This is a genomic window from Thiomicrospira microaerophila (assembly GCF_023278225.1).
Classification (GTDB): Bacteria; Pseudomonadota; Gammaproteobacteria; order Thiomicrospirales; family Thiomicrospiraceae; genus Thiomicrospira; species Thiomicrospira microaerophila_A.
Genome location: NZ_CP070959.1, coordinates 1093830 through 1118511 on the forward strand (window position 1 = coordinate 1093830; position 24682 = coordinate 1118511).

A 24682-nucleotide genomic window follows, 5' to 3' on the forward strand; every position below is an offset into this window, starting at 1 on the left:
TTTAGATGATGACCTTTGTGGTTTTGGGCTCAGTGGTGGTGTTGCTGGGTCTTTTAGTTTGGGGCCGTGTTCAAGCTTATAAGTTGTTTGCAAGTTTGATTTTGATCTATTACGCATTTGATTTTATTTCTCTAGAATCGATGTTGGGTAATTTTGTTAATACTGGCCTCATTACGCTGGTGTTTTTGTTGTTGGTCAGCACGGTTTTAGAAAAGACGCGGATTTTTGCATCGCTTGCTAATTGGTTGGTAACCCGAACCCAGCGCGGTACGGTGTTGCGAATGACGGGTGTGGTGGGCATAGGGTCGGCGTTTTTGAATAATACCGCGATGGTGGCGACGTTTATGTCGATGCTAGGGAAAACCAAGTCTATTGCGCCTTCTAAGTTGTTAATTCCTTTGTCTTATATTGCGATTTTAGGCGGCACCTTAACCTTAATTGGGACCTCAACCAATTTGATTATCAATAGTTTTGTGGTGCAAGCAGGCCTGCCTGAACTTAAACTGTTCGATTTTTTGTTTGTTGGGTTTTTTCTGTTGTTGTTTGGTGGTTTAACGATTTTGGCTTTAGGGTCTCGTTTGTTGCCAGACCATCCGCTTTCTGAAAACCAAACACAAGCTTATATGATTGAGGCAAAGTTGTCTGATGCATCATCACTGTTGGGTTTAAGTATTGAGCAGGCGGGTTTGCGTCACTTGCAGGATTTGTATTTAGCGCAGGTGGTGTCGGGTGACGAAGTTGTCGCTCCGGTTACGCCTAGTTATGTGCTTAAAGCGGGTGATCGTTTGCTGTTTGCCGGGGATATTAATGTTGCGCCGAAGTTGCTGTTGTTTGATGGTTTGAGCTTTCCTGGCGGCAAACCCGTTAAGGGAAATCAGTTTGTTGAGGTTGTGCTGTCGCACCAGTCTTCGATGATTGGCTCTACGATTAAGGCGAGTCGGTTTCGCAATAAGTTTGATGCGGCTGTGGTGGCCATTCGGCGTGGCGATGAACGCTTAACCGGTCGTATTGCTGAGGTTGTTTTGCAACCGGGCGATGCGCTGGTTTTGTTGACTGGGCCAGATTTTAGTCAGCGTGAAAACCTAGATAAAAACTTTTATTTTTTTAGCCACCTTGAGGACGCGCAACATCCTTTGTCTTTAAAGCAAAGCGTTTGGGCAGTCGTCGGGTTTGTGGGTGTGATTGCATTGGCCGCTTTTGAGGTTTTACCTTTGCTAAAAGGGCTCATGCTGTTGTTGGTGGTTTTTTTATTGATGGGTTTAACTCGGGTGAATGAGTTGCGCCGTCGGATGCCTTTTGAAATTGTGATGATTGTCGGCGCCGCTTTAGGGATTGCACAGGTGATGTCGAGCCAAGGTGTCGCGAGCTTGCTGGCCGAAACGATTATGGGTAGCTTTGGTTATTGGGGTGTGATGGGCAGTTTTATAGGTATTTATTTATTAACTGTTTTGTTGACGGAAATGGTGACGAATAATGCTGCAGCCGCAGTGGCGTTTCCGATTGCGTTGGTGACGGCTGAAGCCTTGGGTGTCAGTCCTTGGCCGTTTATTTTCGCGGTGGCGTATGGTGCCAGCGCCAGTTTTTTAACCCCTTATGGTTATCAAACGAATTTGATGGTCTATTCGCCTGGGGGGTATAAATTTACGGACTATGTGCGCATGGGTGTACCGGTGTCATTGGTTTATGGGTTGACTGTGATTTTATTGGTACCGGTGTTTTTTCCGTTTTAAATCATCGTTAATAGTCTTTAATAGGTGGTCATGAATTGATAGGCCATCGACCAGTAAGAAGGTAGTGTATGAAAGAAAACGAGAACATTGTTTGGCATAATCACCAGATTAGCCAGGCGGAAAGAGCAAATATGAAAGGGCAAAAACCCTGTATTCTCTGGTTTACGGGTTTAAGCGGTAGCGGAAAGTCTACGGTGGCGAATGCGGTTGAAAATTTATTGTTTCAGCAGGGTAAGCATACTTATTTGTTGGATGGTGATAATGTGCGTCATGGTCTGAACAAGGGCTTGAGCTTTTCGGATGCGGATCGAATTGAAAATATTCGGCGTGTAGGTGAGGTGGCTAAATTGTTTAGTGATGCCGGTTTGATTGTGATTACCGCGTTTATTTCGCCATTCAAAGCCGACCGTGATATGGTGCGTGCCCTGGTCAAACCAGATGAGTTTATTGAGGTGTTTATCGACACGCCCTTGAGTGTGTGTGAACAACGTGACCCCAAAGGGCTCTACAAAAAGGCGCGTGCAGGTGAAATCAAAGATTTTACCGGTATTGATTCACCGTATGAGGCGCCAGAAAAACCCGAAATTTGTATCGTAAACGACGATATTCTTATCGAGCAAGCCGCACAACAGGTGATCGATTATTTAAAGTGCCATCAATACATTTAAAGAGCTAATATGTTAGATAAAATTAATATTCAAGATATTATTGTGATCGCAAAGCGGGCCGGTGAAGCGATTATGCAGGTTTATAACAAGGATTTTAGCGTTGAGTTTAAAGGTGATGATTCGCCCTTAACCGAGGCAGATAAGGCCGCGCATCATGTTATTGTCGCCGGATTAGAGGCGTTGGGGGATGTGCCGATTTTATCGGAAGAGGGTCAGCATTTACCTTATGATGAGCGCAAAGAGTGGGATTATTTTTGGTTGGTTGATCCGCTGGATGGCACCAAAGAGTTTGTTAAGAAGAATGGTGAATTTACGGTCAATATCGCATTGATTCATCAAGGCGCACCGGTGCTTGGCGTGGTGTATGCGCCGGCTTTGGGTCAGTGTTATTGGGCTAAACAAGGCGAGGGCGCGTTTAAAGATGGGCAGGCGTTGCCGTTGAAAACGAACCTGGGGCGTGACACCTATAAGATTGTGGCAAGCCGTTCTCATATGTCGGAGGAAACCCAGGCGTTTGTGGATGCGATTAAAACCGATAAGCCGAAAGAGCTTGTGTCGATTGGGAGTTCGTTAAAATTGTGTTTTGTGGCAGAAGGGGCCGCTGATATTTACCCTCGCCTTGGACCCACAATGGAGTGGGACACCGGCGCGGCGCATGCGATTGTCAACGAAGCCGGCTTTAGTCTACAAAAATATAGTTTTGAACACGGTTATGAACCGCATCCTTATAATAAATCTAATCTATTGAATGATTGGTTTGTGGTTAGCTAGGCGGATTTTTGGACAAAACGAAGTTAGTCATTCTTCATAAGAGCGATAACCCTTCGACCGATTTTTTTATTCGGTCGCGGTTTTCTGAGGCTGAGTTTGATATTAGGGTTTTTGAGTTTTCTGAAAATCCCACGGCAGGGGAGCTTGATGGCGCGGTGGTGGTCATCGTGCGTTATGTTTCTTTAAGCTGGCGTCGTTTGATACAGGCGCATCGTGATCAGATTAAGCGCTTGGTTTATTTTATGGATGATGATCTCTGGGATGGGGGGGCGTCGGCGAATCAGCGTTGGCGTTATCGGCTTAAGTTGTTTTTGTATGCCCGTGTTCACCGTGCTTGGTTGTTAAGGATAGGCGCTGAAATTAAGGTTTCTATGCCTTTTTTAGCGGATAAGTATGCGGGCTGTTCGGCTAAGGTTTGGTCACCGCAATCCATTTATCATTCCTTTACGGAGTCTTGGGTTTTGCCTCACTCTCCAGTTATTTTTTATCATGGTACTTCTTCGCACTTTGATGAGGTGTGTTGGTTGTTGCCGGTTTTTAAAAAGATATTTGCGCGTTATCCGAATGTGCGTTTTGAAGTGATTGGGGATCAGCGGGTTTCGGCCTTGTTTGGTGGTTTGACCTATGTGTCTGTTGTGCCCCAGATGAATTGGGCGGAATATAGGCATTTTATTCAGCAACCGGGGCGCACGATTGGCTTGGCCCCGCTTTTGGACACACCTTTTAACCGCGCACGGGCTCCGACCAAGTTATTCGATATAACGGCAGCAGGCGCGGTCGGGGTTTATGCGGATTCTGCTGTCTATCAGGGTGCTGTGGTGGATAAGGAAAACGGACGTTTGGTTGCAATGAATCACCAGGCCTGGGTGACCGCGATTTCTGATTTGTTAAGCAACCCGGAAAAAACGGCACACTATTATCGTTCAGCTTTGTCTCGCGTTTAAAACCTACATTTGTAATTTTGCTATACTAATCGTATAGACTTAATTCGAGAACACAGATGACCCTCAAAAAACTGCCGATTGGGATTCAAACGTTTAGCAAAATCCGCGAAGATGATTTTATCTACATTGATAAAACCGGGATGGCGCTGGAGTTGATTGACACCTATCAATATGTTTTTCTAAGCCGCCCGCGTCGTTTCGGTAAATCCTTGTTTTTGGATACGCTGCGCAATATCTTTGAAGGAAATAAACACTTCTTTACTGACCTGGCGATTGAGAATCAATGGGATTGGGATGTCAGTTACCCGGTGATTCGGGTGAGTTTTGCTTCCGGTAAAATTGAGAATCGTGAACAACTGGATCACAGGCTATTGCGCATTCTGAAACAAAACCAACAAGAACTGAATATTGAATGTGAAGAACCTGACAGCGTCGCCGGATGCTTTGAGGAGCTGATCCGCAAAGCCCACGCTAAGTACAACCAAAAAGTCGTGGTACTGGTCGATGAATACGACAAACCGATTCTCGACAATATCACCAATACTGTGGTAGCAAAACAAATCCGCGACGGTTTAGTTAATTTTTACAGCGTGATTAAAGGCAGTGACGAGTTTTTGCGGTTTGCGTTTTTAACCGGTGTCAGCAAATTCACCAAAACCTCAATATTCAGTGGCTTAAACAATATCACCGACATTTCATTGGATGAAGAGTTTGGCGATATTTGCGGTTATAGCCAACAGGATGTAGAAACCACCTTTGCGCCTTACTTAGAAGGTGTCGATATGGACAAAGTCAAGCAATGGTACAACGGTTATAACTTCTTGGGCAGCCAAATGTATAACCCGTTTGACATACTAAAGTTTATTGCCAATAAGCATACCTTCAGAAACTATTGGTTTGAAAGCGGAACCCCAACCTTCTTAATTGAGCTGATCAAAAAACAAAACTACTTCCTGCCCAGTCTAACCAACTTACGGGTCGATGAAAAACTGCTCAACAGCTTTGACATAGACAACCTGGATTTAGAAGTGGTTTTGTATCAAAGCGGCTACTTAACCATCGACCGCGTGCAAACCCTAGGGGTGAATACCTTCTTTTACCTCAAACTGCCAAATCTTGAAGTCAAGGCATCGCTCACTAATGCTATTTTAAAGCTGTTTAACAACAGCCCAAGCAATCAAGCGGACATTCAAGTCAACACCCACATGGCCTTGCTTGAAAACAATATGGACAATTTTAAACAAGCCCTTAGCAGCATGTTTGCGAGCATTCCCTACAACAACTACACCAACAATGACATCAAAAACTACGAGGGCTTTTACGCCAGCGTCATTTATGTCTACTTGCAAAGCCTCGGTCTCAATATCATTGGCGAAGACGTGACCAATAAAGGGCGTATCGACCTGACGATTCTGATGGAACACGCCATCTACATTTTTGAATTTAAAGTCGAACGCCCAGACCAACCTGAAACCAATGCACTGCAACAAATCAAAGACAAGCGCTATGCTGACAAATACTTAAACACACAAAAACCGATATACATGGTCGGCATTCACTTTGATACCGAGAAGAAAAACATCACCCACTTTGAATGGGAAAAACCAACGCCTAACCAATAGCATACACTCTGACCTAAAAACACAGGGGGACACTGATCAAGGTTTTGAATTTTCATCTTGGGTTTCATGTGATTTTGCAGGTAAAACAGGTTTAGTTCTGTTAGATCAAATTCGTGCTCTTGATAAACAAAGGCTGATTAAAGGTCCTGTATCGCTGGGTGGTTCGCGATTTGCTAAAGCGGTTACCCAAAGGTATGATTAGCGAACAAGACATTGAACTGGACTGGCTACAATCCTTCGTACACAAAGACACGTTAAAATGTGACTTAAATACAACGAATGGAAAACGATGATGAAACAACAAAAACGCTATGATGATCAACTCAAACAGCAAGCCATCGAAATGGCACTTGAAGGGTCAAAGCCGATTGCTCAAATAGCACGCGATCTCGACATCAAAGAAAACACCCTGTATGGCTGGGTTGATAAACACCGTCGCGCTAATCAAAATAAAGATTCAGTTCAGCCAACCGTTGAAAAAGCGGTTGATCTAGAAGCTGAAAATCGCCGGCTTAAACGCGAATTAAAAACGGCCTTGGAGGACGTTGAACTATTAAAAAAAGCGGCGGCGTACTTTGCGGTACACAAATAGCAAAGTACGCCTGGATTGATGCACATAAAGCCGATTCCAGTGCATGTCGTCTCTGTAGGCTGATAGGGGTTAAGCGAAGCAGCTACACCAGTTACATACGAACTCAGGCGCAACGTAAACAAAGACAAACAGAGCAGGACAGCGAGCAGACTCAACTAGATCAGCATATTACTGAAATGGTTGAACGCTATAGCCAAACGATTGGCGCACGGCGGATTAAGACCGCCCTCAAACGTGAGCATAAGCTGGAGGTTAGTCGCCGACGTATAATCGAACGGATGAAAGCTTTGGGGTTAAAAGTCATCACGCGCCAGCGTTATTGCAATCGCAATGTAGCGGCGATTGACGATGACCGGATTGCGGCCAATGCGCTCAAGCGTCAATTTAATGTCAAAGGTCCAAATCAAAAATGGGTCGCGGACATCAGCTACATTCGAACGCTTGAAGGCTGGCAATACCTCGCGGTGTTTATTGACCTGTATTCACGCCGTGTGGTCGGCTGGGCGATGGATAGCCGAATGGAGGCCCAACTGGTCAAAAGAGCGTTATTGAGAGCCTTGTGGAGCCGAAAACCCACACGCGGGCTGATTATCCACACCGACCAAGGCAGCCAGTTTGTAGCCAAGGCTTATCGCAACGTGCTCAAGCACTGGGGGATTAAACCCAGCATGAGCAGACGGGGTAATTGTTGGGATAACGCGGTAGTAGAAAGCTTTTTTGCCAGTTTGAAAAAGGAGCGCGTGTATCGCACCACCTACGCCACAGGCAAGCAGGCATTATATGACGTGTCTGATTATATTGGCTGGTACAACCACCAAAGAATGCACAGTACCAATGACAATTACTCGCCGGTAGAGTATGAAAATCAGTGGATCAGGGCGATGAAGGAACTAGATAAAAAATGGGCGTCTTTGTGTACGAAAAAGGGTTGACAGTCCAAGTCTTTGTTTCGCAGTGGGTTAGGGTTTGGAGTCACGATGGCGTTAGTGTCAATTATGATCCATAGTTTTTTTGATTTTAATTTACAGATTCCTGCGAATGCCGCGACGTTTGTGGTGGTATGCGCTTTGGCGGTTTTAGCCCCCTATCATCTGAGTGGATCTAAACGAATTACTGAATCAGTTAAGTAAACCACCAGGCCAGTTGGTTTACTTGCTTGCCATTGCTTTTACAGGGTTATTTTTTGCACTGATTAACGATGCTTTTTGCTAGGTTAATTAACCAGTTTTTGTATTCTTCTGCCTGACCGTGCTCTAACTCAATATTTAGGATATGTTGGCCTTGAAGGACTGAGACATGTCCGAATTGAGAACCGATACCAAAATCAATCACTTCCCAATAACCGGCTTCTGCTAGATTCTTTACGGGTTGAATTTTAGGTTCTGGCATTTGCGATACCATCGCTTTAGCCATTTCTAATTCTTGAGCGCTTAGATCTTCTTGGAGAATAACATCCAACATCATTTGTTTACGTGTTCCAGGTTCCATCAGAAAGTTAAAAATTTCTTTGGTGGATTTCCCCTGAAGTTTTTGCTGCCAAGCAGGTGGGAGTTCTTGTAGTTGATCTTGGTTGAAGGCTTCGACTGAGATATGCAAGCTCATGGCATGACTTAGCCCCATGAGTGGCGTATCTCTATTTGGGTTTTCGGTGGGTTCAAACGCACAATAATGGTAAGCGGGGATTTGATCCTCTGGATCGGCTTCTTCATATTTGGCTTGAGCTTTCAGTTTGTAGGCTTTGATCGAGTCAGGGCTAAGCTTATCGAACTCGGCTTGGGTTATCAGTTGACAAGGTTGGGTAATTGCTTTTGCGAAACATTGTTCAACCGCATTAGCGGAAGTCAAAACGGGGAGGCTTGTCAGTGCAAGTCCTACCAAACCATAGGCGAGAGGGCGATTTTTCATGGGTTTACCTCAATATTTTGTGCTTTAAAGTGCATCAGGCCCCGTTTCACCAGTGCGAATGCGGATGGTTTGCTCTATGCTGGTCACGAAAATCTTGCCATCACCGATTTTGCCGGTTTGTGCGGCTTGAACTATCGCTTCAATCGCGCTATCGACCAGTTCATTCGATACCGCAATTTCAAGTTTCAGCTTCGGTAAAAAATCAACCACATATTCCGCACCTCGGTACATTTCTGTGTGGCCTTTTTGACGACCATAGCCTTTGACTTCGGTTACGGTCATACCGTGAATTCCGATATCATGGAGTGCATCGCGCACATCGTCGAGTTTGAAGGGTTTGATAATGGCAGTGATTTGTTTCATATTACAGGCCTCCTATGGCTTGTTCATCGTCGTTGTTGATGGGGTCTTGCTCTATGTTTTCGGGGTTGGGCGGCGTTGGAAAGCAAAAGGCTTCGCCCATTTTGATAAATCGTGTTTGTTGCTGACCGAGTTCCGGGAACTGGCCTTGCTGGGTTAATAATACCACGGTTGATCCCATGTTAAATCGGCCGATTTCTTCCCCTTTTTCAAAATTAAGGTTTTGATCTTTGTAGTCCCAGTGTTGTAGCGTTGCACCATAGGGTGGGGTGATCTTCCCTTGAAATACGGTTTCCATGCTGCCAACAAAAATAGCCCCAACCATAACTAGACAGAAATGGCCTTGCTCGGACTTAAAGCGTAACACCAAGCGTTCGTTGCGCGCAAATAAACCCGGAACCAGATTCACCGTAGCTGGGTTGACCGCGAATAGATCACCGGGAACATAGGTCATAGAAAGAAGTTGCGCTTTGAGTGGCATGTGGATGCGATGGTAATCTTTGGGCGATAGGTAGATAACGGCAAAGTCACCGTCTTTAAATTTCTTAGCATAGCTGATATCACCACCTACCAAGGCTTCTGTGGTGTACTCATGGCATTTGGCTTGGATGAGTTTATTGTCTTTTATCGGTGCTGATTGGCTAATAACACCATCGACCGGGCTAACCCAAACGGAATCCCCCGGGTGAATCGGGCGAGACTCGGGTTTTAAAGCACGGGTAAAAAAGGCATTGAAGTGCGGGTAGTTTTCGATATTTTGTTCTTGTGCATCGTTGAGGTCGATCTTGTAAATTTTGCCGAGGGCTTTAATGGTGTTGTTTTTAATCCAACCCACTTGAATATGCATAAAGCCGTGCATGGCTTCGGAGAGCAGTTGCTTAGGTAAAAGATACTGGGGTACAACCTTAACATAATCCATCAACGGCATGACTGTGTCCTTTTTAAAATATAAAGACTTGAAGCTTCGAGCCCTAAAAACTTAGATTTTAAGGTATAATTGCGCAAATTTATAGGCTTGAGTCGATCTTTCGATTCATAATTCACTAAAGGAAATAAAATGTCAGATATTAAAAAAGTTGTGTTGGCTTATTCAGGCGGTTTAGATACGTCAATCATTGCTAAGTGGTTACAGGATGAGTATCAGTGTGAAGTGGTAACCTTTACCGCAGATATTGGTCAAGGCGAAGAGGTGGAACCAGCGCGTGCTAAAGCACAAGCGATGGGGATTAAAGAGATTTTTATCGAAGATTTACGTGAAGAATTTGCGCGTGATTTTGTATTCCCGATGTTCCGTGCGAATGCTATTTATGAAGGCGAATATTTATTAGGCACCTCGATTGCTCGTCCATTGATTGCTAAGCGTTTGGTTGAAATAGCGCAGGATGTGAACGCTGATGCGATTTCGCATGGCGCAACCGGTAAAGGCAATGACCAGGTTCGCTTTGAGTTAGGGGCTTATGCTTTAATGCCGGATGTGCAGGTGATCGCACCTTGGCGTGAGTGGGATTTAACCTCACGTGAAAAATTGATGGCTTATGCTGAGCAACACAATATAGCGATTGAAAATAAGAAGGGGAAAAAGTCGCCTTATTCAATGGACGCGAATCTGCTACATATTTCTTATGAAGGCGGTGTATTGGAAGATCCTTGGGCAGAACCTGAAGAGAGCATGTGGCGTTGGTCGGTTGCACCTGAAAATGCGCCGAGCGAGCCGACTTATATTGAGTTGACCTATGAAAAAGGCGATATCGTGGCGTTGAATGGTCAAGCTATGTCACCGGCGACGATTATGGCAGAATTAAATAAAATCGGCGGAGCCAACGGCATTGGTCGTGATGATTTGGTTGAAAACCGTTTTGTGGGTATGAAGTCTCGTGGTTGTTATGAAACGCCAGCCGGTACGATTATGCTTAAAGCCCATCGTGCGATTGAATCGATTACGCTAGACCGTGAAGCCGCGCATTTGAAAGATGAAATGATGCCACGCTATGCCAAATTGGTTTATAACGGTTTCTGGTTTAGCCCGGAGCGCGAAATGTTGCAAGCCGCGATTGACCATTCTCAAAAGGTAGTAAACGGTGTAGTGCGTTTAAAGCTTTATAAAGGCAATGTGATTGTTGTAGGCCGTAAGTCTGAATCTGACAGTTTGTTTGATGAATCGATTGCGACGTTTGAAGATGACAAGGGCGCTTACAATCAAAAAGATGCTGAGGGCTTTATTAAGTTGAACGCGTTACGTTTGCGGATTGCCGCTCGTAAGCGCCAAGCTAAGTAACCTCTGTCAAGATGTCGAATCCAACTCACTGGCCAAGTTGGACTGAATTACGTCAACACCCGGCATTAATGCTGGGTTTTGGTTTCGGTTCAGGTTTAGCTCGCAAAGCCCCGGGAACCTGGGGAACTTTGCTTGGTTGGTTGTTATTTATCCCGCTCGTGGTCTATGCGCCGGTTGTTGCCTGGCTGTTATTTGGCTTAGGGCTGGTGGCCGGTAGCTGGATTTGTGGTCGAGCTGCCGAGTTAGTGGGTGTGCATGATCACGGTGGGATTGTATGGGATGAGTTTGTTGGCATTTGGTTAGTACTCTTGCTTCTGCCTGACCAGGCCTGGTTATGGTGGTTATTGGCTTTCGGGTTATTTCGGGTGTTTGATATTATCAAACCCTGGCCGATTGGTTGGTTAGATCGCCATGTTTCCGGTGGTTTTGGCATTATGTTGGATGATTTGATTGCGGCCTTATTTGCCCTAATAGGGGTATGGATTATTTATATTAGCTTTTTCAGCGCTTAACCATTAACATGGCGCAAATTTTGATTGGAGAACTGAATGTTTATACCTTGTGAACAAGCGAAGGCCTTGATTGCACATCATCAAGGCCAATTGGTGGATGTAAGAACACCGCAAGAGTTTATGATGGAACCCATTCCTGGAGCGATTAATATTCCGCTGCATGAAATTGACCAGGTTGCTGCTCAAAAGCTGGATAAGGCTTTACCGATTGTTGTATTTTGCCGTTCGGGACAACGCTCCTATATGGCTCAACAAATACTAATGGGGCAGGGATTTGCCAGTGTGCATAATCTTGGACCATCAATGGCTTGGTATCAATGCCCTGACATTTAATTCCGTTCTTCTTTAAAGCGCCTCTGGCGCTTTTTTCATTTCTAAGCTAGGAGTAAATAACATGAAACTTGCTTTACATTGGCAAATTCTTATCGCTTTGGTACTGGCCGCCATAATGGGCAGCGCCACCGGAGTGACCGGCACGATTCTGGGTATTAGCTGGATTGCCATTTATGATTTTATCGGTACCTTATTTTTAAATGCGCTCAAAATGATTGTTATCCCTTTAGTGGTATCGGCAATTATATTAGGGGTCAGTAATATTGGTGGTCAGCAGGGCTTTAGCCGTTTAGGTTTAAAGACTTTGAGTTATTATGCCGCTACCGGTTTAATCGCCATTTTGATTGGTTTAACTCTGGTGAATATTATTCAACCGGGTGCCGGCCAATCTGAGGCTCCGGTAATAGAAACCAATACGCAATTGATGAGCGCCATTGAAGGCAAAGGCATGGGGGATATAGCCGAAATTTTTGTTCGGATGATTCCTGATAATATTTTCAAGGCAGCCGTTGAGATGCAAATGTTGGGATTGATCTTTTTCAGTCTGTTATTTGGTTTTTTTATGACGCAGTTAACCGGTCGGCCACGGGAAGTGATGCATGATTTTTGGCAGGCCATTTTTGAGGTGATGATGAAAATCACTCATCTAGTCATGAAGTTTGCGCCCTATGGCGTATTTGGCTTGGTGGCGGCATCGGTCGCCCGTACCGGGTTTGAGCAGTTTGGTAATTTGGCGTGGTTCTTCTTAACCGTGAGCTTGGCGTTGGCATTGCATTTTTTTGTGGTGATGCCTATGATTTTAAAGTTTGTCGGCAAAATTCAAAACCCTTGGTTACACTATAAGGCGATGTTCCCGGCACTTTTAACCGCATTTTCTACCAGTTCTTCTGCTTCAACCTTACCGGTCACCATGTCAAATATCGAGCATCGCGCCGGGGTTTCAAACCGTGTAACCAGCTTTGTTTTACCCTTGGGTGCCACCGTTAATATGGACGGTACCGCGTTATATGAATGTGTCGCGGTGTTGTTTATTGCTCAGTTATTTGGGGTTGATCTTAGCTGGAGCCAGCAGTTACTGGTGGTCATTTTAGCCTTGGCAACCTCAATTGGCGTTGCAGGCATTCCTTCGGCTAGCTTGGTTGCGATTAGTGTTATTTTGTTAGCGGTTGGTTTACCTATTGAAGCCTTGGGCATTTTGCTGGTGGTAGATCGTTTATTGGATATGATGCGAACCTCAGTGAACATATTCAGTGATTCGGTGGGTGCGGTAGTGATTGCACGCTCGGAAGGCGAACTAAATCTATATTCTTCACTAGAGAAGGCAACTGAAGCAGAAACTTCAAATAAAGCTTAATTTAAGCTCTAGAACTTTGCAAGTGCAGGCTGGGTTATGTGTTAATGGCAGAAGAAAGCATTTAAGGTGCTATTTTTGCAATTTTGCTATACTAAGCCGATAGCACTCATTCGAGAATCCCCATGACTCTGAAAAAACTGCCGATTGGTATCCAAACGTTTAGCGAAATTCGTGAAGATGATTACGTTTACATCGACAAGACCGCGCTGGCTTATGAGCTGTTGCAAAGTTATAAGTATGTGTTTTTAAGTCGCCCGCGTCGTTTTGGAAAATCGCTGTTTTTGGATACATTGCGCAATATTTTTGAAGGCAATAAACACTTCTTTGCAGGCCTGGCGATTGAAGATAAATGGGATTGGGATGTCAGTTATCCGGTGATTCGGGTGAGCTTTGCTTCCGGTAAAATTGAGAGTCGCGAACAATTGGATCACAGGCTATTGCGCATTCTGAAACAAAACCACCAAGAACTGGATATTGACTGCGAAGAACTTGACAGTGTGGCGGGCTGTTTTGAAGAACTGATCCGCAAAACCCACGTCAAGTACAACCAAAAAGTGGTGGTGCTGGTTGATGAATACGACAAGCCGATTCTTGACAATATCATGGATATGGCCGTGGCAAAAGAAATCCGCGATGGTTTAGTCAATTTCTACAGCGTGATCAAAGGTAGTGACGAGTTTTTGCGCTTTGCGTTTCTCACCGGCGTGAGCAAGTTCACCAAAACCTCAATTTTTAGCGGTTTAAATAATATCACCGATATCTCACTACAGCGAAAATTTGGCGATATATGTGGCTACAGTCAGCAGGATGTAGAAACCACCTTTGCACCATATCTTGAAGGCGTCGATATGGACAAGGTGAAAGAATGGTACAACGGCTATAATTTCTTGGACAGCCAAATGTACAACCCGTTTGACATTCTAAAATTCATTGCCAATGAACATACCTTCAGAAATTACTGGTTTGAGAGCGGCACACCAACTTTTTTAATTGAACTGATTAAAAAACAACATTATTTCCTGCCCAGTTTAACGAACCTCCGTGTCGATGAAAAACTGCTCAACAGTTTTGATATTGACAATCTAGATTTAGAAGTGATTTTGTATCAAAGCGGCTACCTCACCATTGATACCGTGCAAACCACGCTGTTTGAAACGCTCGAATACACCCTGAAAATCCCCAACAAAGAAGTCAAACAATCGCTGAACGACACCATTATTGATCTGCTGATTAAAGACAAGCGTCCAATCCCAACCAAAACGTATATCTACAAAAGCCTGGTAGAAGCAAATATGCAAGGATTCAAAAAAGCGCTGACTAGCATGTTTGCCGGTATTCCGTATCACAACTACACCAATAATGACATCAAAAATTATGAGGGCTTCTACGCCAGCGTCATCTATGTCTATCTGCAAAGCCTCGGCCTCAACATTATTGGCGAGGACGTCACTAACCAAGGTCGTATCGACCTGACGATTCTGATGGATCAAGCCATCTATATTTTTGAATTCAAAGTCGATCGACCAGGTCAAGCCAACACCGACGCGCTGCAACAAATCAAAGAAAAAGATTATGCCGATAAATATCTTGACGAACAAAAACCTATTTACTTGATTGGTATACAGTTTGATACAGAACAGAAAAAAATCAGCCAGCTTGAATGGGAAAGGGTGAACCTTAACAAATCGACGGAATAATAAATCGCGGGCAGGTTGTTTTTCACAAGCGGGGTCGCTTAGGTTGTAAAAGCCTTGCAGTAATAGTTTGAGGTCTCAGTTAAACTTTATTTAAAACTCACCAGGCCTGGTTGCCCCTGTTCTATTTTTAGAATTTGGGCTTCAGGTCGCCAATCTCCTAAAACCCATCTGGTTTTGTTTGATAGTTTGCCATCTAACCGATGTTTTGCCGGTCGGTGGGTGTGGCCATGTACTAAATGCTTGATTTGCGGGTAGCTTTGCATTAAGGATTCAACCGCTTGGTTGGCGACATCCATTATCTCGATCGGTTTTTGTTGCGAGTAGGTCGCGGATTTTACACGGAGCTTTTCTCCAATTTGCTTTCGTTTGCTTTTTGGCAAACGCAAAAACAACCATTGCACCAAGGGATGATGAAACCAACGCCGCATTTTTTGATAGGCCTGGTCATCGCTACAAAGTTGATCGCCATGTAACAGTAAAAAATCGGTACCTTGGATATTGGCCTTTGTGATGTCTTCGAGCGGGTGTGCGCCGCTAGCTTGATAAAATGTCTTTTTTAACAAAAAATCTCGATTGCCATGACCAATAAAAACTTGAGTACCCTGTTGAACGAGGGCTTTTATCGCGGCAATTTCTTCTGCATAGGTGATGGTGCCTAGATCATCACCTACCCAGGCTTCAAATAAATCACCGAGAATGTAGATTTGATCGGCTTGCACGGCCCATTCGGTAAGAAAGCGTATGAAGGCGAGGTTAATCGGATCTTGATGGTCTGGCTGAAGGTGAACATCAGCCAGAATATAACAGACGGGTGCGTTAAGCAAAAAGCTAGGCCTTTTCAACCGTAGTGTTTTCGATAGTAATATCGTCTACTGGAACGTCTTGGTGACCTAGGCGGTGGGTTGTTTTAACCTTAGCCATTTTCTCAACCACATCCATACCTTCAACAATTTTGGCAAAAACGGCATAGCCCCAACCATGCATATCTTTGCTAGTATGGTCTAAGAAATCATTATCTTTTAGGTTAATAAAAAACTGTGAAGTGGCGGAGTTAGGGTCCATGGTACGCGCCATAGAAAGTGAGCCTTTTAGATTTTTCAAGCCATTATCAGCTTCATTTTTAATCGGGTCACGATTGGGTTTTGATTCCATGCCCTCAACCAAACCACCGCCTTGAACGACAAAGTTAGGGATAATCCGATGAAAAAGGGTGCCATTGTAAAAACCATCTTCAGCATATTGCACAAAGTTCGCCGCAGAGATAGGGGCTTGCTCGTGGTTGACTTCAATTTTAATATCACCCATTGTGGTATGGAAAGTAACTTGCGTCATCTTTTTTCCTTTGATTTTTTAGTTTATTTAATTTGTCTAGCGCGTTCGATAATCACCGGCTCTATCGGTACATCTTGATGCCCTTGGTGACTGGTGGTTGGAACACCACGAATTTGATTAACGGTGCGCATGCCATCAGTTACACGACCAAACACCGCATAACCCCAGGCACGCGGAGTTTTTTCACGAAAGTCCAGTGAGTTATTATTCGCTACGTTAATGAAAAACTGCGAGGTGGCAGAATGCGGGTCATTGGTTCTCGCCATTGCAATCGTACCAATACGATTTTGCAGGCCATTATCCGCCTCGTTTTGAATCGGCGCTTGAGTTGGCTTTCGATTAAAATCTGTGTCAAAGCCACCACCTTGAATCATAAAGTTGCCAATGACACGGTGAAAAATGGTGCCGTCGTAATAACCACTGTTAACATAGCTAAGGAAGTTTTCAACACTAATCGGCGCTTCGTTAGGGTAGAGTTCAATAATCATTGATCCCTTGTTGGTCTCGATCAAAACTTGAGGATTTTCAGCTTTTACCGTCCAACTGCTAAAGAACAAACTCACCATCAGGGTTAGGCTAAGGGCCAGTAGGGTAGGATTTTTTTTCATGCCGGATTACCTTAAATTAATTAAAAACTCATGTATTTTAGCATTGTTATTTGATGCAAGGAACATATCACAAGCTTTGATGTTGAATGATATAATGGCAAGTTTACTCAATTAATAACGGACCAAGTCGATGAGTCATGCTGAAACGGGCGAACGCGCCCCCCACTTTATTCGAAATATTATTGATGAAGATTTAGCATCTGGATTGCACAAGTCAATCCAAACCCGTTTTCCACCAGAGCCAAATGGCTATTTGCATATTGGTCATGCTAAATCGATTTGCTTAAACTTTGGCTTGGCGCTGGATTATCAAGGTCAGTGTAACTTGCGTTTTGACGACACCAATCCGGCGAAAGAGGATATGGAGTATGTAGAGTCGATTCAGCGCGATGTGCAATGGTTGGGCTTTGAATGGTCGGGCGAGATTCGTTACAGCTCTAACTATTTTGAGCAGTTTTATCAGTATGCGATGGAGTTGGTGGATAAGGGCTTGGCCTATGTTTGTTTTTTAAACATGGAACAACAGCGCGAATATCGCGGCACGCTGACTGAAGTCGGTAAACCGAGTCCCTATCGCGACACGCCTGCGACAGAAAACCGTCAATTATTGGAAAAAATGCGTGCCGGTGGTTTTAAAGAAGGTGAGTGCGTGTTGCGCGCTAAAATTGATATGAGCTCGCCGATTATGTGCATGCGCGACCCGATATTGTACCGGGTGCGTTATCAACACCATCACCAAACAGGTGATGCTTGGTGTATCTATCCAATGTATGACTTTGCGCACTGCATTTCTGATGCGATTGAGGGCGTGACCCATTCCTTATGCACCTTGGAGTTTCAGGATAACCGTCGTTTGTATGATTGGATTTTGGACAATATCACCTTGCCAAACGCCACCCGTCCGCGTCAGTATGAGTTTTCGCGTTTAAATCTTGAATATACCGTGATGTCAAAGCGTAAGCTGCATCAATTGGTGGACGATAAACTGGTGTCCGGCTGGGATGACCCGCGGATGCCGACCATTTCCGGTTTGCGTCGTCGCGGTTATACCCCTGCGTCTTTGCGTGACTTTGCCGAGCGCATTGGCATCAGCAAGGTGGATAGCTTTACCGAAATGTCGATTCTTGAAGCGGCGGTGCGTGATGATTTGAATGTGAACGCACCGCGTTCGATGGCGGTGTTAAACCCGGTCAAAGTCATCATTGAAAACTATCCTGAGGGACAGATCGAATCGATTCAAGCACCGGTGCATCCACAAAACGAGGCGATGGGTAAACGTGAGATTTTCTTTAGCCGTGAGGTCTACATTGACCGCGATGATTTCCGCGAAGAAGCTAATAAACACTTTAAACGTTTGGTGCTGGGTAAAGAGGTGCGTTTGCGTAATGCCTATATTATTAAAGCGGAACGCTTTGAAAACGATGAAAACGGCGAGTTAAAAACCATTTATTGTTCTTATGACCCCGATACCTTGGGCAAAAACCCAGCCGATGGTCGCAAGGTCAAGGGCGTGATTCATTGGGTTGAAGCCAGCAAAGCGGTGCCGGCAGAATTCCATTTATATGACCGTTTGTTTAGCGTGCCTAATCCCGGCAAGGCTGAGGATTTTGAAGCGGTTTTAAACCCCGATTCATTGGTGATTAAAAAAGGCTTTGTTGAACCAGGCCTGGTCGATGCACAAGCTGAATTGGCGTATCAGTTTGAACGCGAAGGCTATTTCTGTCGCGACAATCAACACCCAGGCCTGGTGCTTAATCGCACCGTTGGCCTACGCGATACCTGGAGCGAAAACGCTTAACTAACCCTGATTCGAGCTTGAGAGAAATGTATGAGTTTACAGATTTATAATACCGAAACCCGTCAGAAAGAAGAGTTTAAACCAATTGTACCCGGTAAGGTCGGCATCTATGTTTGCGGGGTGACGGTGTATGACTATTGCCATATCGGTCATGCGCGGGTGATGGTGGTGTTCGATACGGTGGTGCGCCACATGCGCGCGCGCGGGCTTGAAGTTAAGTATGTGCGTAACATCACTGACATTGACGACAAAATCATTAATCGGGCGTTTGAAAATCAAGAGTCGGTACAAAGCCTGACCGAGCGCTTCATTAAAGCGATGCATGAAGATGAAACGGCGTTGAATATTCTGCGCCCGGATATCGAACCCAAGGCGACCGATTTTATCCCGGAGATTCAGCAGCTAGTCAACACCTTGATTGAAAAGGGTCATGCCTATGCCGCACCGAATGGCGATGTGTATTTTAAAGTGAAGTCTTTTGAGTCTTATGGTCGTTTATCCGGTAAAAAACAAGACGATCTTGAAGCCGGCGCGCGGGTCGAAATTAACCCGAACAAGCAAGACCCAATGGATTTTGTGCTCTGGAAAGCGTCTAAGGAAAATGAACCGGCTTGGGATTCGGCCTGGGGACAGGGCAGGCCTGGTTGGCATATTGAATGTTCGGCGATGTCAGGCTCTTGTATTGGTGAGCGTTTGGATATTCATGGCGGTGGTATGGATTTGCAGTTCCCGCATCATGAAAACGAAATCGCCCAGTCGGAATGTGCCCACGGCGAACATTATGTGAATACCTGGATGCATGTCGGTTTTGTGCGCGTGGACAACGAAAAAATGTCCAAGTCACTGAATAACTTCTTTACGATTCGTGAAGTGTTAAAAGATTATCATCCAGAAGTGATTCGTTATTTCTTGTTATCGAGCCATTATCGCAGTCCGTTGAACTATACGATTGAAAACCTGGATATTGCTAAAACCAACTTGGCGCGTTTATATACCGCGTTGCAAGCCGCAGAACCAGGCCTGGTAGCAGAAAACACCGACTTTGAAGCCAAGTTTAACGAAGCCATGGACGATGATTTCAACACCCCGCAAGCGATGGCTGTGTTGTTTGAATTGCTCAAAGAAGTCAATAAAACCCAACAACCCGGCTTGGTAGCCTTGCTACAAAGCCTGGCGAACCGCTTGGGATTGTTAACGGAAAGCCCGGAAGCGTTTTTCAAAAGCCAGGTTGGTCAAACGGATGGTTTAACCGATGATGCGATTGAAGCCTTAATTGTTGAACGCACTCAAGCACGAGCCGATAAAAACTGGGCGCGATCGGATGAAATTCGTGATGAATTGTTGGCTAAAGGGGTAGAGTTACTCGATAGCAAGGAAGGGACAAGCTGGCGTCGTAGTTAATTATAAAAATAACTTTACGTATATAAATTATATCTATATTCCTATAAAAATAATTTGACACGTTATTAAGTTTTTATTAAACTACAGCCATTCATGTTTCTTCATGAGTATCCTCCTTTAGTTATCTTTAAAAGATAATTTTAAGCCCGGCCCTAGAGCCGGGTTTTTTTATGTCTAAAAAAATTAATTAGGATTAATTGGCGGCATTAAATAGGAGAGCCTGGGCGACGCTTGCTCAAGCAGGGCAGAAAAGATAATTTTATGTTCTAACACCGCTTTGACGTATTTACGCGTTTCATTGAACGGGATAGCATCGATCCATTGATCGGCATCTAGACTGTTGTTTGGCGGCAGCCAATCATTAACCCGCCTTGGACCTGCATTATACGCTGCGGTCGCTTTTACCATGTGACCATCAAATTTTTCCAGTAAATACCGAAGGTAAGCTGAACCAAGTTGAATGTTAGATTGTGCATCGGTTAGATTTTGGTAGGTTTGTCTTGATAAACCCCGTTGTTGGCCAATATAGCGGGCTGTACTGGGTCTGAGCTGCATTAATCCCACTGCACCCGCCGAAGAGCGAATATCGGTTTGATAGGCGCTTTCTCTACGAATAATGCTGTAGATCCAAGCGGGATCGAGTTGGTTTTTTTCAGCGTTTTGCATAACGGGCTGCTGGTATGGTGTCGGAAAGCGTAATTCAAGCTGATCCCATTGCCGTCCTTGTGCCAAGGCTCTAAAGCTGAAAACATAAGCTTGCCATTGGTGAGCGATTTGCGCTATTGCGGTTAGGTCTTGCTCATTCGCCTGGCCTAGAAGATGATTCCATTCCCGCGTGGCATTAACCCGCCATCCAATTGCTAAAAGATTTTCAATGAGATCAAGAGCAGGGTAGGCTTGCTTTACCGCTTGAAGCTGAGCAGGATTTGAAAGCGGTTGGCTTGATAAGTTATAGCTCTGTTTTAACCGATCTGCAGACAAAAAGCCATAATAACTGCGTTCTTGTGCTAGCTGCTGAAAAATGGGTCTTGCTTTTTCTGCTTGCTGTAATTGGTCTAGCGCGCGAGCCATCCAGTATTGCCATTTTGATTGGCGCTGTTCGAGCGGATCCATCATATTAATGGTTTGATACAAACCGCTCCAATCTGATTGGCGCAGTGCGATTTGCGCTTGCCATCGAAGGGTATCTTGATCCGCTGATTGTTGGTTGTAACGGTAAAGAAACTCATGGGCTTTTTCGTCATAGCGATAGGCTAAACGTAAGCTAAAAGTTCGCTGTATGGTCTGCTGCTCATCCTGCTTAATATTATAGCGTTGCTGGTGAAGGTTTAATAATTGGCTCGCGGTTTCAGGCTGTTGGTTCGCAAGCCGATTCAAACTGTGAAGAAAAATCTTTCGATTAATAAAGGCTGAGGATAGGCTGGGGAGTTCGGTAATGAGCTTTTCCGGTTGGTTATGAAATTCAATCCAATGATTGACAGCTTGTCGGTCTTCTGTTGATAAGTATCGCGCTAATTGTCTGGCCACATTGACTTGATTGGCTGTTAATGCTCGTTCAACTTTCTGCCAAATCAACCAGCCTGGGAGTTGATTTGTTTTAACCAGATAATCTTCTAGCGGTTTGCAGGCGTCGGTGGGCTCTATTTGATCAAGCCATAGATTACGAAGATCCGTTATTAGAATATCCGTGGCTTGTTGATTTATTTTCGCCTGGTATAGCCAGCACTGCTGATCATTGCTTGCTAGTTCTATTCCTTTAGCATGCTGCAAATAGTCACTCCATTCCTTGTTTTGAGCAAGGTGAGTTAACCATTGTTGATAAAGTCGATCGGAAATGGCTAGATGCTGATATTGTTTAATAAAACCTAAAATAACGCTTGGTGGAGTGCGGTCTAAGTTGCGAATAATGTCTTGATAAATAAAGACGGGGAGCAGCGGATGATTTTCTAACTCTGTTCGCACTAATTGTGCGTTTACTCGATCTGATTTTTTTAAATACTCAATCCCAGCTAAAAAGGATTGCTGTTGAGGGGTTTGCGCAAAACCTAATGTCGGAACTAAAACAAAGAGTATAAGCAGTTGTTTTAGTTTTATTATTGTTTTAAACATAAACCCCTAGACTAGTCAGAATTAACTTCGTCCGGGAATGCGCAGTATTTGTCCAGGACGCAAAAATTGATTTTCATTCATATTATTATAACGCATAAGGTCATTACTGCTAATGTTGTAATTGCGTGCTATATCCCAGATGGTATCTCCACGACGTACCGTGTAGATATTGTTAGGACCTTCTTGCCAAACATCTAGCTTTGTACCTGGGCGAATAAGACTGGTATTCGATAAGCGATTCCAACTGCGCAACTCATTAACCGTGACATTGTAACGTCGCGCGATTACCCATAAACTTTCACCTTCACGCACTTGATGCTCGATTTTATGGCCGATTTTTCCATTTCTAATTTCAAGTGTCTGCGAGATTTGTAAAGGTTGCCTTGGGTTGAGATTATTCCATTGAATTAGCTCATTAATGCTAACACCATATTTTTGTGCTATCACAGATAAGGACTCGCCCCGCGCAACTTGATGACGATGATAGGATGAGTTGGAACTGTTTGTTGTCCTAGCAGTAGTTGCTTGCTGTCCTAAATTATCAGGGCTACTTTGAGCTAGGCGCGTGCGGGTTGTTTCATCTGCTGGAATTGGGATTAACAAAGTACGACCGGCGCGAATGGTATTGCCGCGGATATTATTGAGACGTCTAATTTCGTCAATGGATGTACTGTAACGCCGTGCAATAGCCCCTAATGTATCGCCAGATTTTATATCATGGCGCGCCCACTGAATATCGAATAATTGGGTGTTATGGGCTAGATGTTGATTAAATTCGTCAACCTTGCTTAGGGGCAGAAATAGGTGGTGCGGACCTTCTGGCGGCGTCACGCTTTTAAGATAGCCGGGGTTAAGGTGCTTAAAAAGTTCGTTAGAAATCCCGGCCATTTTAGCCGCCTGGTTGAGATCTATTTGACGATCCAGCTCAACTAGAGTCAGATAAGGTTCATTTTGAATAGGTTCAATCGTCAGGTTATATTTGTCTCTATTTTTTATCAAATAACTTACTGCCAACAGTTGAGGAACATAATGGCGAGTTTCAGCAGGTAGATAAGGACGAATAGACCAGTAATTAACTTCTGCATTAGGATCTGCACGCTTAAGTCTAGCCGTAGCTTGCAGAATGCGCCCGTAGCCTGCGTTATAGGAGGCTAGGGCTAAAAACCAGTCTTGATTGTTGCGATCATAGAGGGTTTCGAGGTAGTCTAATGCGGCATGCGTACTGAGGTAGATATCTTGTCGACCATCAAACCACCAGTTTTGATGAAGTTCAAACATCTGACCGGTGGAGGGCATAAATTGCCATAGACCCACTGCGCTCATATTTGAGCGGGCATAGGGATAAAAAGCACTTTCTATAATCGGAAGCATCGCGATTTCAAAAGGCATATTACGCTCATTAATCGCTTCGTAGATAAAATACAAGTAGGGGTTAGCTCTAACGGAGATACGCTCTAGGTGTCGAGGGTTATTTAAATAAAAAGCGATATACTCTTGAAAATTAGGCTGGTTGGCTTCCATTAAATGAAAGTTGGTAGCGAGTTCATCCCAAAGGTTTTCGTGTGATTGGTCACTTTGCACCAAATCAAAGGGTAGGGTCTGGCTTTGGCTTTTAATGAAATCATCAAAAGCCGATTCCTCAAGGTTTGGTTGATCCACTCTGATTAAATATTGCTCTGCGTGTTGAATACGCTGTTGATCTTCATGGTGTTGATTTTGCATTTCGGTATTAACTTTTACCACCGACTTAGGCAATGAAATTGTTTGGCAACCCGATAGTATTAACCCAATAACCAGCGTTGTTGGCAGCAACATAGAACGTGAATTAAATACGAAGTTATCTTTCTTAAAAGGCATCGAGTTCACCTGTTTTATCAAGTTGGTCTTTCCAAGCGCGACAAATCGCAAATAAATCGCTTGATGTTAGTTTTGCCTGGGTTTGGTTGCGTTTAGCAAGCTCTGTGGCTAAGGGTTCAAGGTCAAAACGTAGAAAAGGATTGGTTAGCTTTTCTTCTTTTAGTTTTGAAGGCACACAGGCTTGATGAATTTTGCGTTTTTCTCTGACTTGGCTAAGACGCTGTGCTATCTGCAGGTTATCCGGCTCTGCTCGTAAGGCAAAGTTCATATTACTGAGCGTGTATTCATGACCACAATATACCGATAAGCTGTCGGGCAGGGCACGTAGCTTCAGTAAAGAGTCGGTCATTTGTTGCGCACTGCCTTCAAAAACTCGACCACAGCCGCCTGTAAACAAGGTGTCGCCACAAAATAAGACTTGGTCGTTGTAAAAAGCAATATGATCCAATGTATGACCAGGAGTTTCAAGCACACTGAGTTGCGTATTGGCAATTTGTATGTGATCACCTTGTTTAACTCGGTGAGTAATGTAGGGTTTTTGCATTAAGTAACCGGCATAAACCTTTGATTTAGAGTAACATTCTAAAAGCTTTTCAACTCCATCAGTATGGTCATAATGATGATGGGTTAGTAAGATACCGGTTAAAGTTAAACCTAGCTTAGCTAATTGCGCTAACACTGGTTCAGCTTGGCCAGGATCGACCACCCAAGCCTGATGATCGCTTTCTAACAGCCAAATGTAATTGTCTTCAAATGCTGGAATGGAATGTATGGTTAAGCTCATAGTCTAGATTTTAAGTTTGAGGCTAGGCAT

The 24682-nt window shown here is 44.3% G+C and carries 24 protein-coding genes; 15 read left to right on the top strand and 9 right to left on the bottom strand.

The window, feature by feature from the left end:
• The first annotated feature begins 5 nt into the window (after positions 1–5).
• The 8 genes from JX580_RS05210 to JX580_RS05245 all read left to right on the top strand — a co-directional run bounded on the left by JX580_RS05210 (position 6) and on the right by JX580_RS05245 (position 7457).
• A complete protein-coding gene (locus JX580_RS05210; protein WP_248851741.1) occupies positions 6–1730 on the top strand; it encodes an SLC13 family permease in 1725 nt (574 codons plus the stop codon).
• A 68-nt stretch (positions 1731–1798) separates the two neighbouring features.
• The gene (gene cysC / locus JX580_RS05215) at positions 1799–2398 is read left to right on the top strand and encodes an adenylyl-sulfate kinase (RefSeq protein ID WP_248851742.1); all 600 of its coding nucleotides are present in this window, start codon (positions 1799–1801) and stop codon (positions 2396–2398) included.
• 9 nt (positions 2399–2407) lie between these two features.
• Positions 2408–3169 (top strand): 3'(2'),5'-bisphosphate nucleotidase CysQ, encoded by a 762-nt coding sequence (cysQ, locus tag JX580_RS05220; protein ID WP_248851743.1) that lies wholly within the window; start codon positions 2408–2410, stop codon positions 3167–3169.
• 8 nt (positions 3170–3177) lie between these two features.
• On the top strand, positions 3178–4113 hold the full coding sequence (locus JX580_RS05225) for a hypothetical protein (RefSeq protein WP_248851744.1): 936 nt from the start codon (positions 3178–3180) through the stop codon (positions 4111–4113).
• Positions 4114–4169: 56 nt separating this feature from the next.
• Positions 4170–5735, top strand: coding sequence for an ATP-binding protein (locus JX580_RS05230; protein WP_248851745.1), 1566 nt, complete (start codon positions 4170–4172; stop codon positions 5733–5735).
• Positions 5736–6024: 289 nt separating this feature from the next.
• Positions 6025–6327 (top strand): transposase, encoded by a 303-nt coding sequence (locus JX580_RS05235; RefSeq protein WP_248850925.1) that lies wholly within the window; start codon positions 6025–6027, stop codon positions 6325–6327.
• Positions 6328–6341: 14 nt separating this feature from the next.
• Positions 6342–7259: an IS3 family transposase gene (locus JX580_RS05240; RefSeq protein WP_248851884.1), complete on the top strand. Its 918-nt coding sequence runs from the start codon at positions 6342–6344 to the stop codon at positions 7257–7259.
• Positions 7260–7304: 45 nt separating this feature from the next.
• Entirely contained in the window at positions 7305–7457 is a 153-nt protein-coding gene (locus JX580_RS05245; RefSeq protein ID WP_248851746.1) for a hypothetical protein, read from the top strand.
• A gap of 46 nt (positions 7458–7503) precedes the next feature.
• On the opposite strand, the gene JX580_RS05250 is transcribed toward JX580_RS05245, so the two are convergent.
• From JX580_RS05250 to asd, 3 genes are read right to left on the bottom strand one after another with little or no spacing between them, the layout of a single operon-like run.
• A complete protein-coding gene (locus tag JX580_RS05250) occupies positions 7504–8232 on the bottom strand; it encodes a hypothetical protein (protein ID WP_248851747.1) in 729 nt (242 codons plus the stop codon).
• A 24-nt stretch (positions 8233–8256) separates the two neighbouring features.
• Positions 8257–8595 carry a P-II family nitrogen regulator gene (locus JX580_RS05255; protein ID WP_248851748.1) on the bottom strand — a complete coding sequence of 113 codons (339 nt, stop codon included), beginning with the start codon at positions 8593–8595 and terminating at the stop codon, positions 8257–8259.
• A 1-nt stretch (position 8596) separates the two neighbouring features.
• Positions 8597–9520, bottom strand: a complete 924-nt coding sequence (gene asd, locus JX580_RS05260) for an archaetidylserine decarboxylase (protein ID WP_248851749.1) — start codon at positions 9518–9520, stop codon at positions 8597–8599.
• A gap of 129 nt (positions 9521–9649) precedes the next feature.
• Here asd and JX580_RS05265 point away from each other — a divergent pair, with 129 nt between their 5' ends.
• The 5 genes from JX580_RS05265 (at position 9650) to JX580_RS05285 (ending at position 14763) form a co-directional block, all read left to right on the top strand.
• Positions 9650–10867, top strand: a complete 1218-nt coding sequence (locus tag JX580_RS05265) for an argininosuccinate synthase (protein WP_248851750.1) — start codon at positions 9650–9652, stop codon at positions 10865–10867.
• An 11-nt stretch (positions 10868–10878) separates the two neighbouring features.
• Positions 10879–11379, top strand: a complete 501-nt coding sequence (locus tag JX580_RS05270) for a phosphatidylglycerophosphatase A family protein (protein ID WP_248851751.1) — start codon at positions 10879–10881, stop codon at positions 11377–11379.
• A 36-nt stretch (positions 11380–11415) separates the two neighbouring features.
• Positions 11416–11712: a rhodanese-like domain-containing protein gene (locus tag JX580_RS05275; RefSeq protein WP_248851752.1), complete on the top strand. Its 297-nt coding sequence runs from the start codon at positions 11416–11418 to the stop codon at positions 11710–11712.
• Positions 11713–11773: 61 nt separating this feature from the next.
• Entirely contained in the window at positions 11774–13066 is a 1293-nt protein-coding gene (locus JX580_RS05280; protein ID WP_248851753.1) for a dicarboxylate/amino acid:cation symporter, read from the top strand.
• 122 nt (positions 13067–13188) lie between these two features.
• Entirely contained in the window at positions 13189–14763 is a 1575-nt protein-coding gene (locus JX580_RS05285; RefSeq protein ID WP_248851754.1) for an ATP-binding protein, read from the top strand.
• Between the two features lie 86 nt (positions 14764–14849).
• Here the strand turns inward: JX580_RS05285 and JX580_RS05290 are convergent, their stop codons facing one another.
• Genes JX580_RS05290 through JX580_RS05300 form a run of 3 tightly spaced genes read right to left on the bottom strand, consistent with a single transcriptional unit; the run spans position 14850 to position 16703 of the window.
• Positions 14850–15587, bottom strand: a complete 738-nt coding sequence (locus JX580_RS05290; RefSeq protein ID WP_248851755.1) for a UDP-2,3-diacylglucosamine diphosphatase — start codon at positions 15585–15587, stop codon at positions 14850–14852.
• 4 nt (positions 15588–15591) lie between these two features.
• Positions 15592–16095 carry a peptidylprolyl isomerase gene (locus JX580_RS05295; protein ID WP_248851756.1) on the bottom strand — a complete coding sequence of 168 codons (504 nt, stop codon included), beginning with the start codon at positions 16093–16095 and terminating at the stop codon, positions 15592–15594.
• A 23-nt stretch (positions 16096–16118) separates the two neighbouring features.
• Entirely contained in the window at positions 16119–16703 is a 585-nt protein-coding gene (locus JX580_RS05300; protein WP_432758397.1) for a peptidylprolyl isomerase, read from the bottom strand.
• Positions 16704–16833: 130 nt separating this feature from the next.
• Between JX580_RS05300 and glnS the strand changes: the two genes are divergently transcribed.
• Together glnS and cysS are read left to right on the top strand one after the other, a co-directional pair.
• Entirely contained in the window at positions 16834–18501 is a 1668-nt protein-coding gene (gene glnS / locus JX580_RS05305; RefSeq protein WP_248851757.1) for a glutamine--tRNA ligase, read from the top strand.
• Between the two features lie 30 nt (positions 18502–18531).
• A complete protein-coding gene (cysS, locus tag JX580_RS05310) occupies positions 18532–19902 on the top strand; it encodes a cysteine--tRNA ligase (RefSeq protein WP_248851758.1) in 1371 nt (456 codons plus the stop codon).
• A gap of 183 nt (positions 19903–20085) precedes the next feature.
• On the opposite strand, the gene JX580_RS05315 is transcribed toward cysS, so the two are convergent.
• The 3 genes from JX580_RS05315 to gloB are packed head-to-tail and all read right to left on the bottom strand — an operon-like array spanning position 20086 to position 24652.
• A complete protein-coding gene (locus JX580_RS05315; RefSeq protein ID WP_248851759.1) occupies positions 20086–22011 on the bottom strand; it encodes a lytic transglycosylase domain-containing protein in 1926 nt (641 codons plus the stop codon).
• Between the two features lie 21 nt (positions 22012–22032).
• Complete coding sequence (locus JX580_RS05320) at positions 22033–23868, bottom strand: LysM peptidoglycan-binding domain-containing protein (RefSeq protein ID WP_248851760.1); 1836 nt, start codon at positions 23866–23868, stop codon at positions 22033–22035.
• On the bottom strand, positions 23858–24652 hold the full coding sequence (gene gloB, locus JX580_RS05325; protein ID WP_248851761.1) for a hydroxyacylglutathione hydrolase: 795 nt from the start codon (positions 24650–24652) through the stop codon (positions 23858–23860). The genes JX580_RS05320 and gloB overlap by 11 nt, the downstream gene beginning before the upstream one ends.
• Positions 24653–24682: the final 30 nt, after the last annotated feature.

Coding starts and splice junctions, on each gene's coding strand:
- JX580_RS05285 (WP_248851754.1), top strand. CDS start 13,189: ATGACTCTGAAAAAACTGCCGATTGGTATCCAAACGTTTAGCGAAATT.
- JX580_RS05280 (WP_248851753.1), top strand. CDS start 11,774: ATGAAACTTGCTTTACATTGGCAAATTCTTATCGCTTTGGTACTGGCC.
- JX580_RS05210 (WP_248851741.1), top strand. CDS start 6: ATGATGACCTTTGTGGTTTTGGGCTCAGTGGTGGTGTTGCTGGGTCTT.
- cysQ (WP_248851743.1), top strand. CDS start 2,408: ATGTTAGATAAAATTAATATTCAAGATATTATTGTGATCGCAAAGCGG.
- JX580_RS05315 (WP_248851759.1), bottom strand. CDS start 22,011: ATGTTTAAAACAATAATAAAACTAAAACAACTGCTTATACTCTTTGTT.
- cysC (WP_248851742.1), top strand. CDS start 1,799: ATGAAAGAAAACGAGAACATTGTTTGGCATAATCACCAGATTAGCCAG.
- JX580_RS05250 (WP_248851747.1), bottom strand. CDS start 8,232: ATGAAAAATCGCCCTCTCGCCTATGGTTTGGTAGGACTTGCACTGACA.
- JX580_RS05235 (WP_248850925.1), top strand. CDS start 6,025: ATGATGAAACAACAAAAACGCTATGATGATCAACTCAAACAGCAAGCC.
- JX580_RS05230 (WP_248851745.1), top strand. CDS start 4,170: ATGACCCTCAAAAAACTGCCGATTGGGATTCAAACGTTTAGCAAAATC.
- JX580_RS05245 (WP_248851746.1), top strand. CDS start 7,305: ATGGCGTTAGTGTCAATTATGATCCATAGTTTTTTTGATTTTAATTTA.
- JX580_RS05255 (WP_248851748.1), bottom strand. CDS start 8,595: ATGAAACAAATCACTGCCATTATCAAACCCTTCAAACTCGACGATGTG.
- gloB (WP_248851761.1), bottom strand. CDS start 24,652: ATGAGCTTAACCATACATTCCATTCCAGCATTTGAAGACAATTACATT.
- JX580_RS05295 (WP_248851756.1), bottom strand. CDS start 16,095: ATGACGCAAGTTACTTTCCATACCACAATGGGTGATATTAAAATTGAA.
- glnS (WP_248851757.1), top strand. CDS start 16,834: ATGAGTCATGCTGAAACGGGCGAACGCGCCCCCCACTTTATTCGAAAT.
- JX580_RS05300 (WP_432758397.1), bottom strand. CDS start 16,703: ATGAAAAAAAATCCTACCCTACTGGCCCTTAGCCTAACCCTGATGGTG.
- JX580_RS05270 (WP_248851751.1), top strand. CDS start 10,879: ATGTCGAATCCAACTCACTGGCCAAGTTGGACTGAATTACGTCAACAC.
- JX580_RS05320 (WP_248851760.1), bottom strand. CDS start 23,868: ATGCCTTTTAAGAAAGATAACTTCGTATTTAATTCACGTTCTATGTTG.
- cysS (WP_248851758.1), top strand. CDS start 18,532: ATGAGTTTACAGATTTATAATACCGAAACCCGTCAGAAAGAAGAGTTT.
- asd (WP_248851749.1), bottom strand. CDS start 9,520: ATGCCGTTGATGGATTATGTTAAGGTTGTACCCCAGTATCTTTTACCT.
- JX580_RS05275 (WP_248851752.1), top strand. CDS start 11,416: ATGTTTATACCTTGTGAACAAGCGAAGGCCTTGATTGCACATCATCAA.
- JX580_RS05265 (WP_248851750.1), top strand. CDS start 9,650: ATGTCAGATATTAAAAAAGTTGTGTTGGCTTATTCAGGCGGTTTAGAT.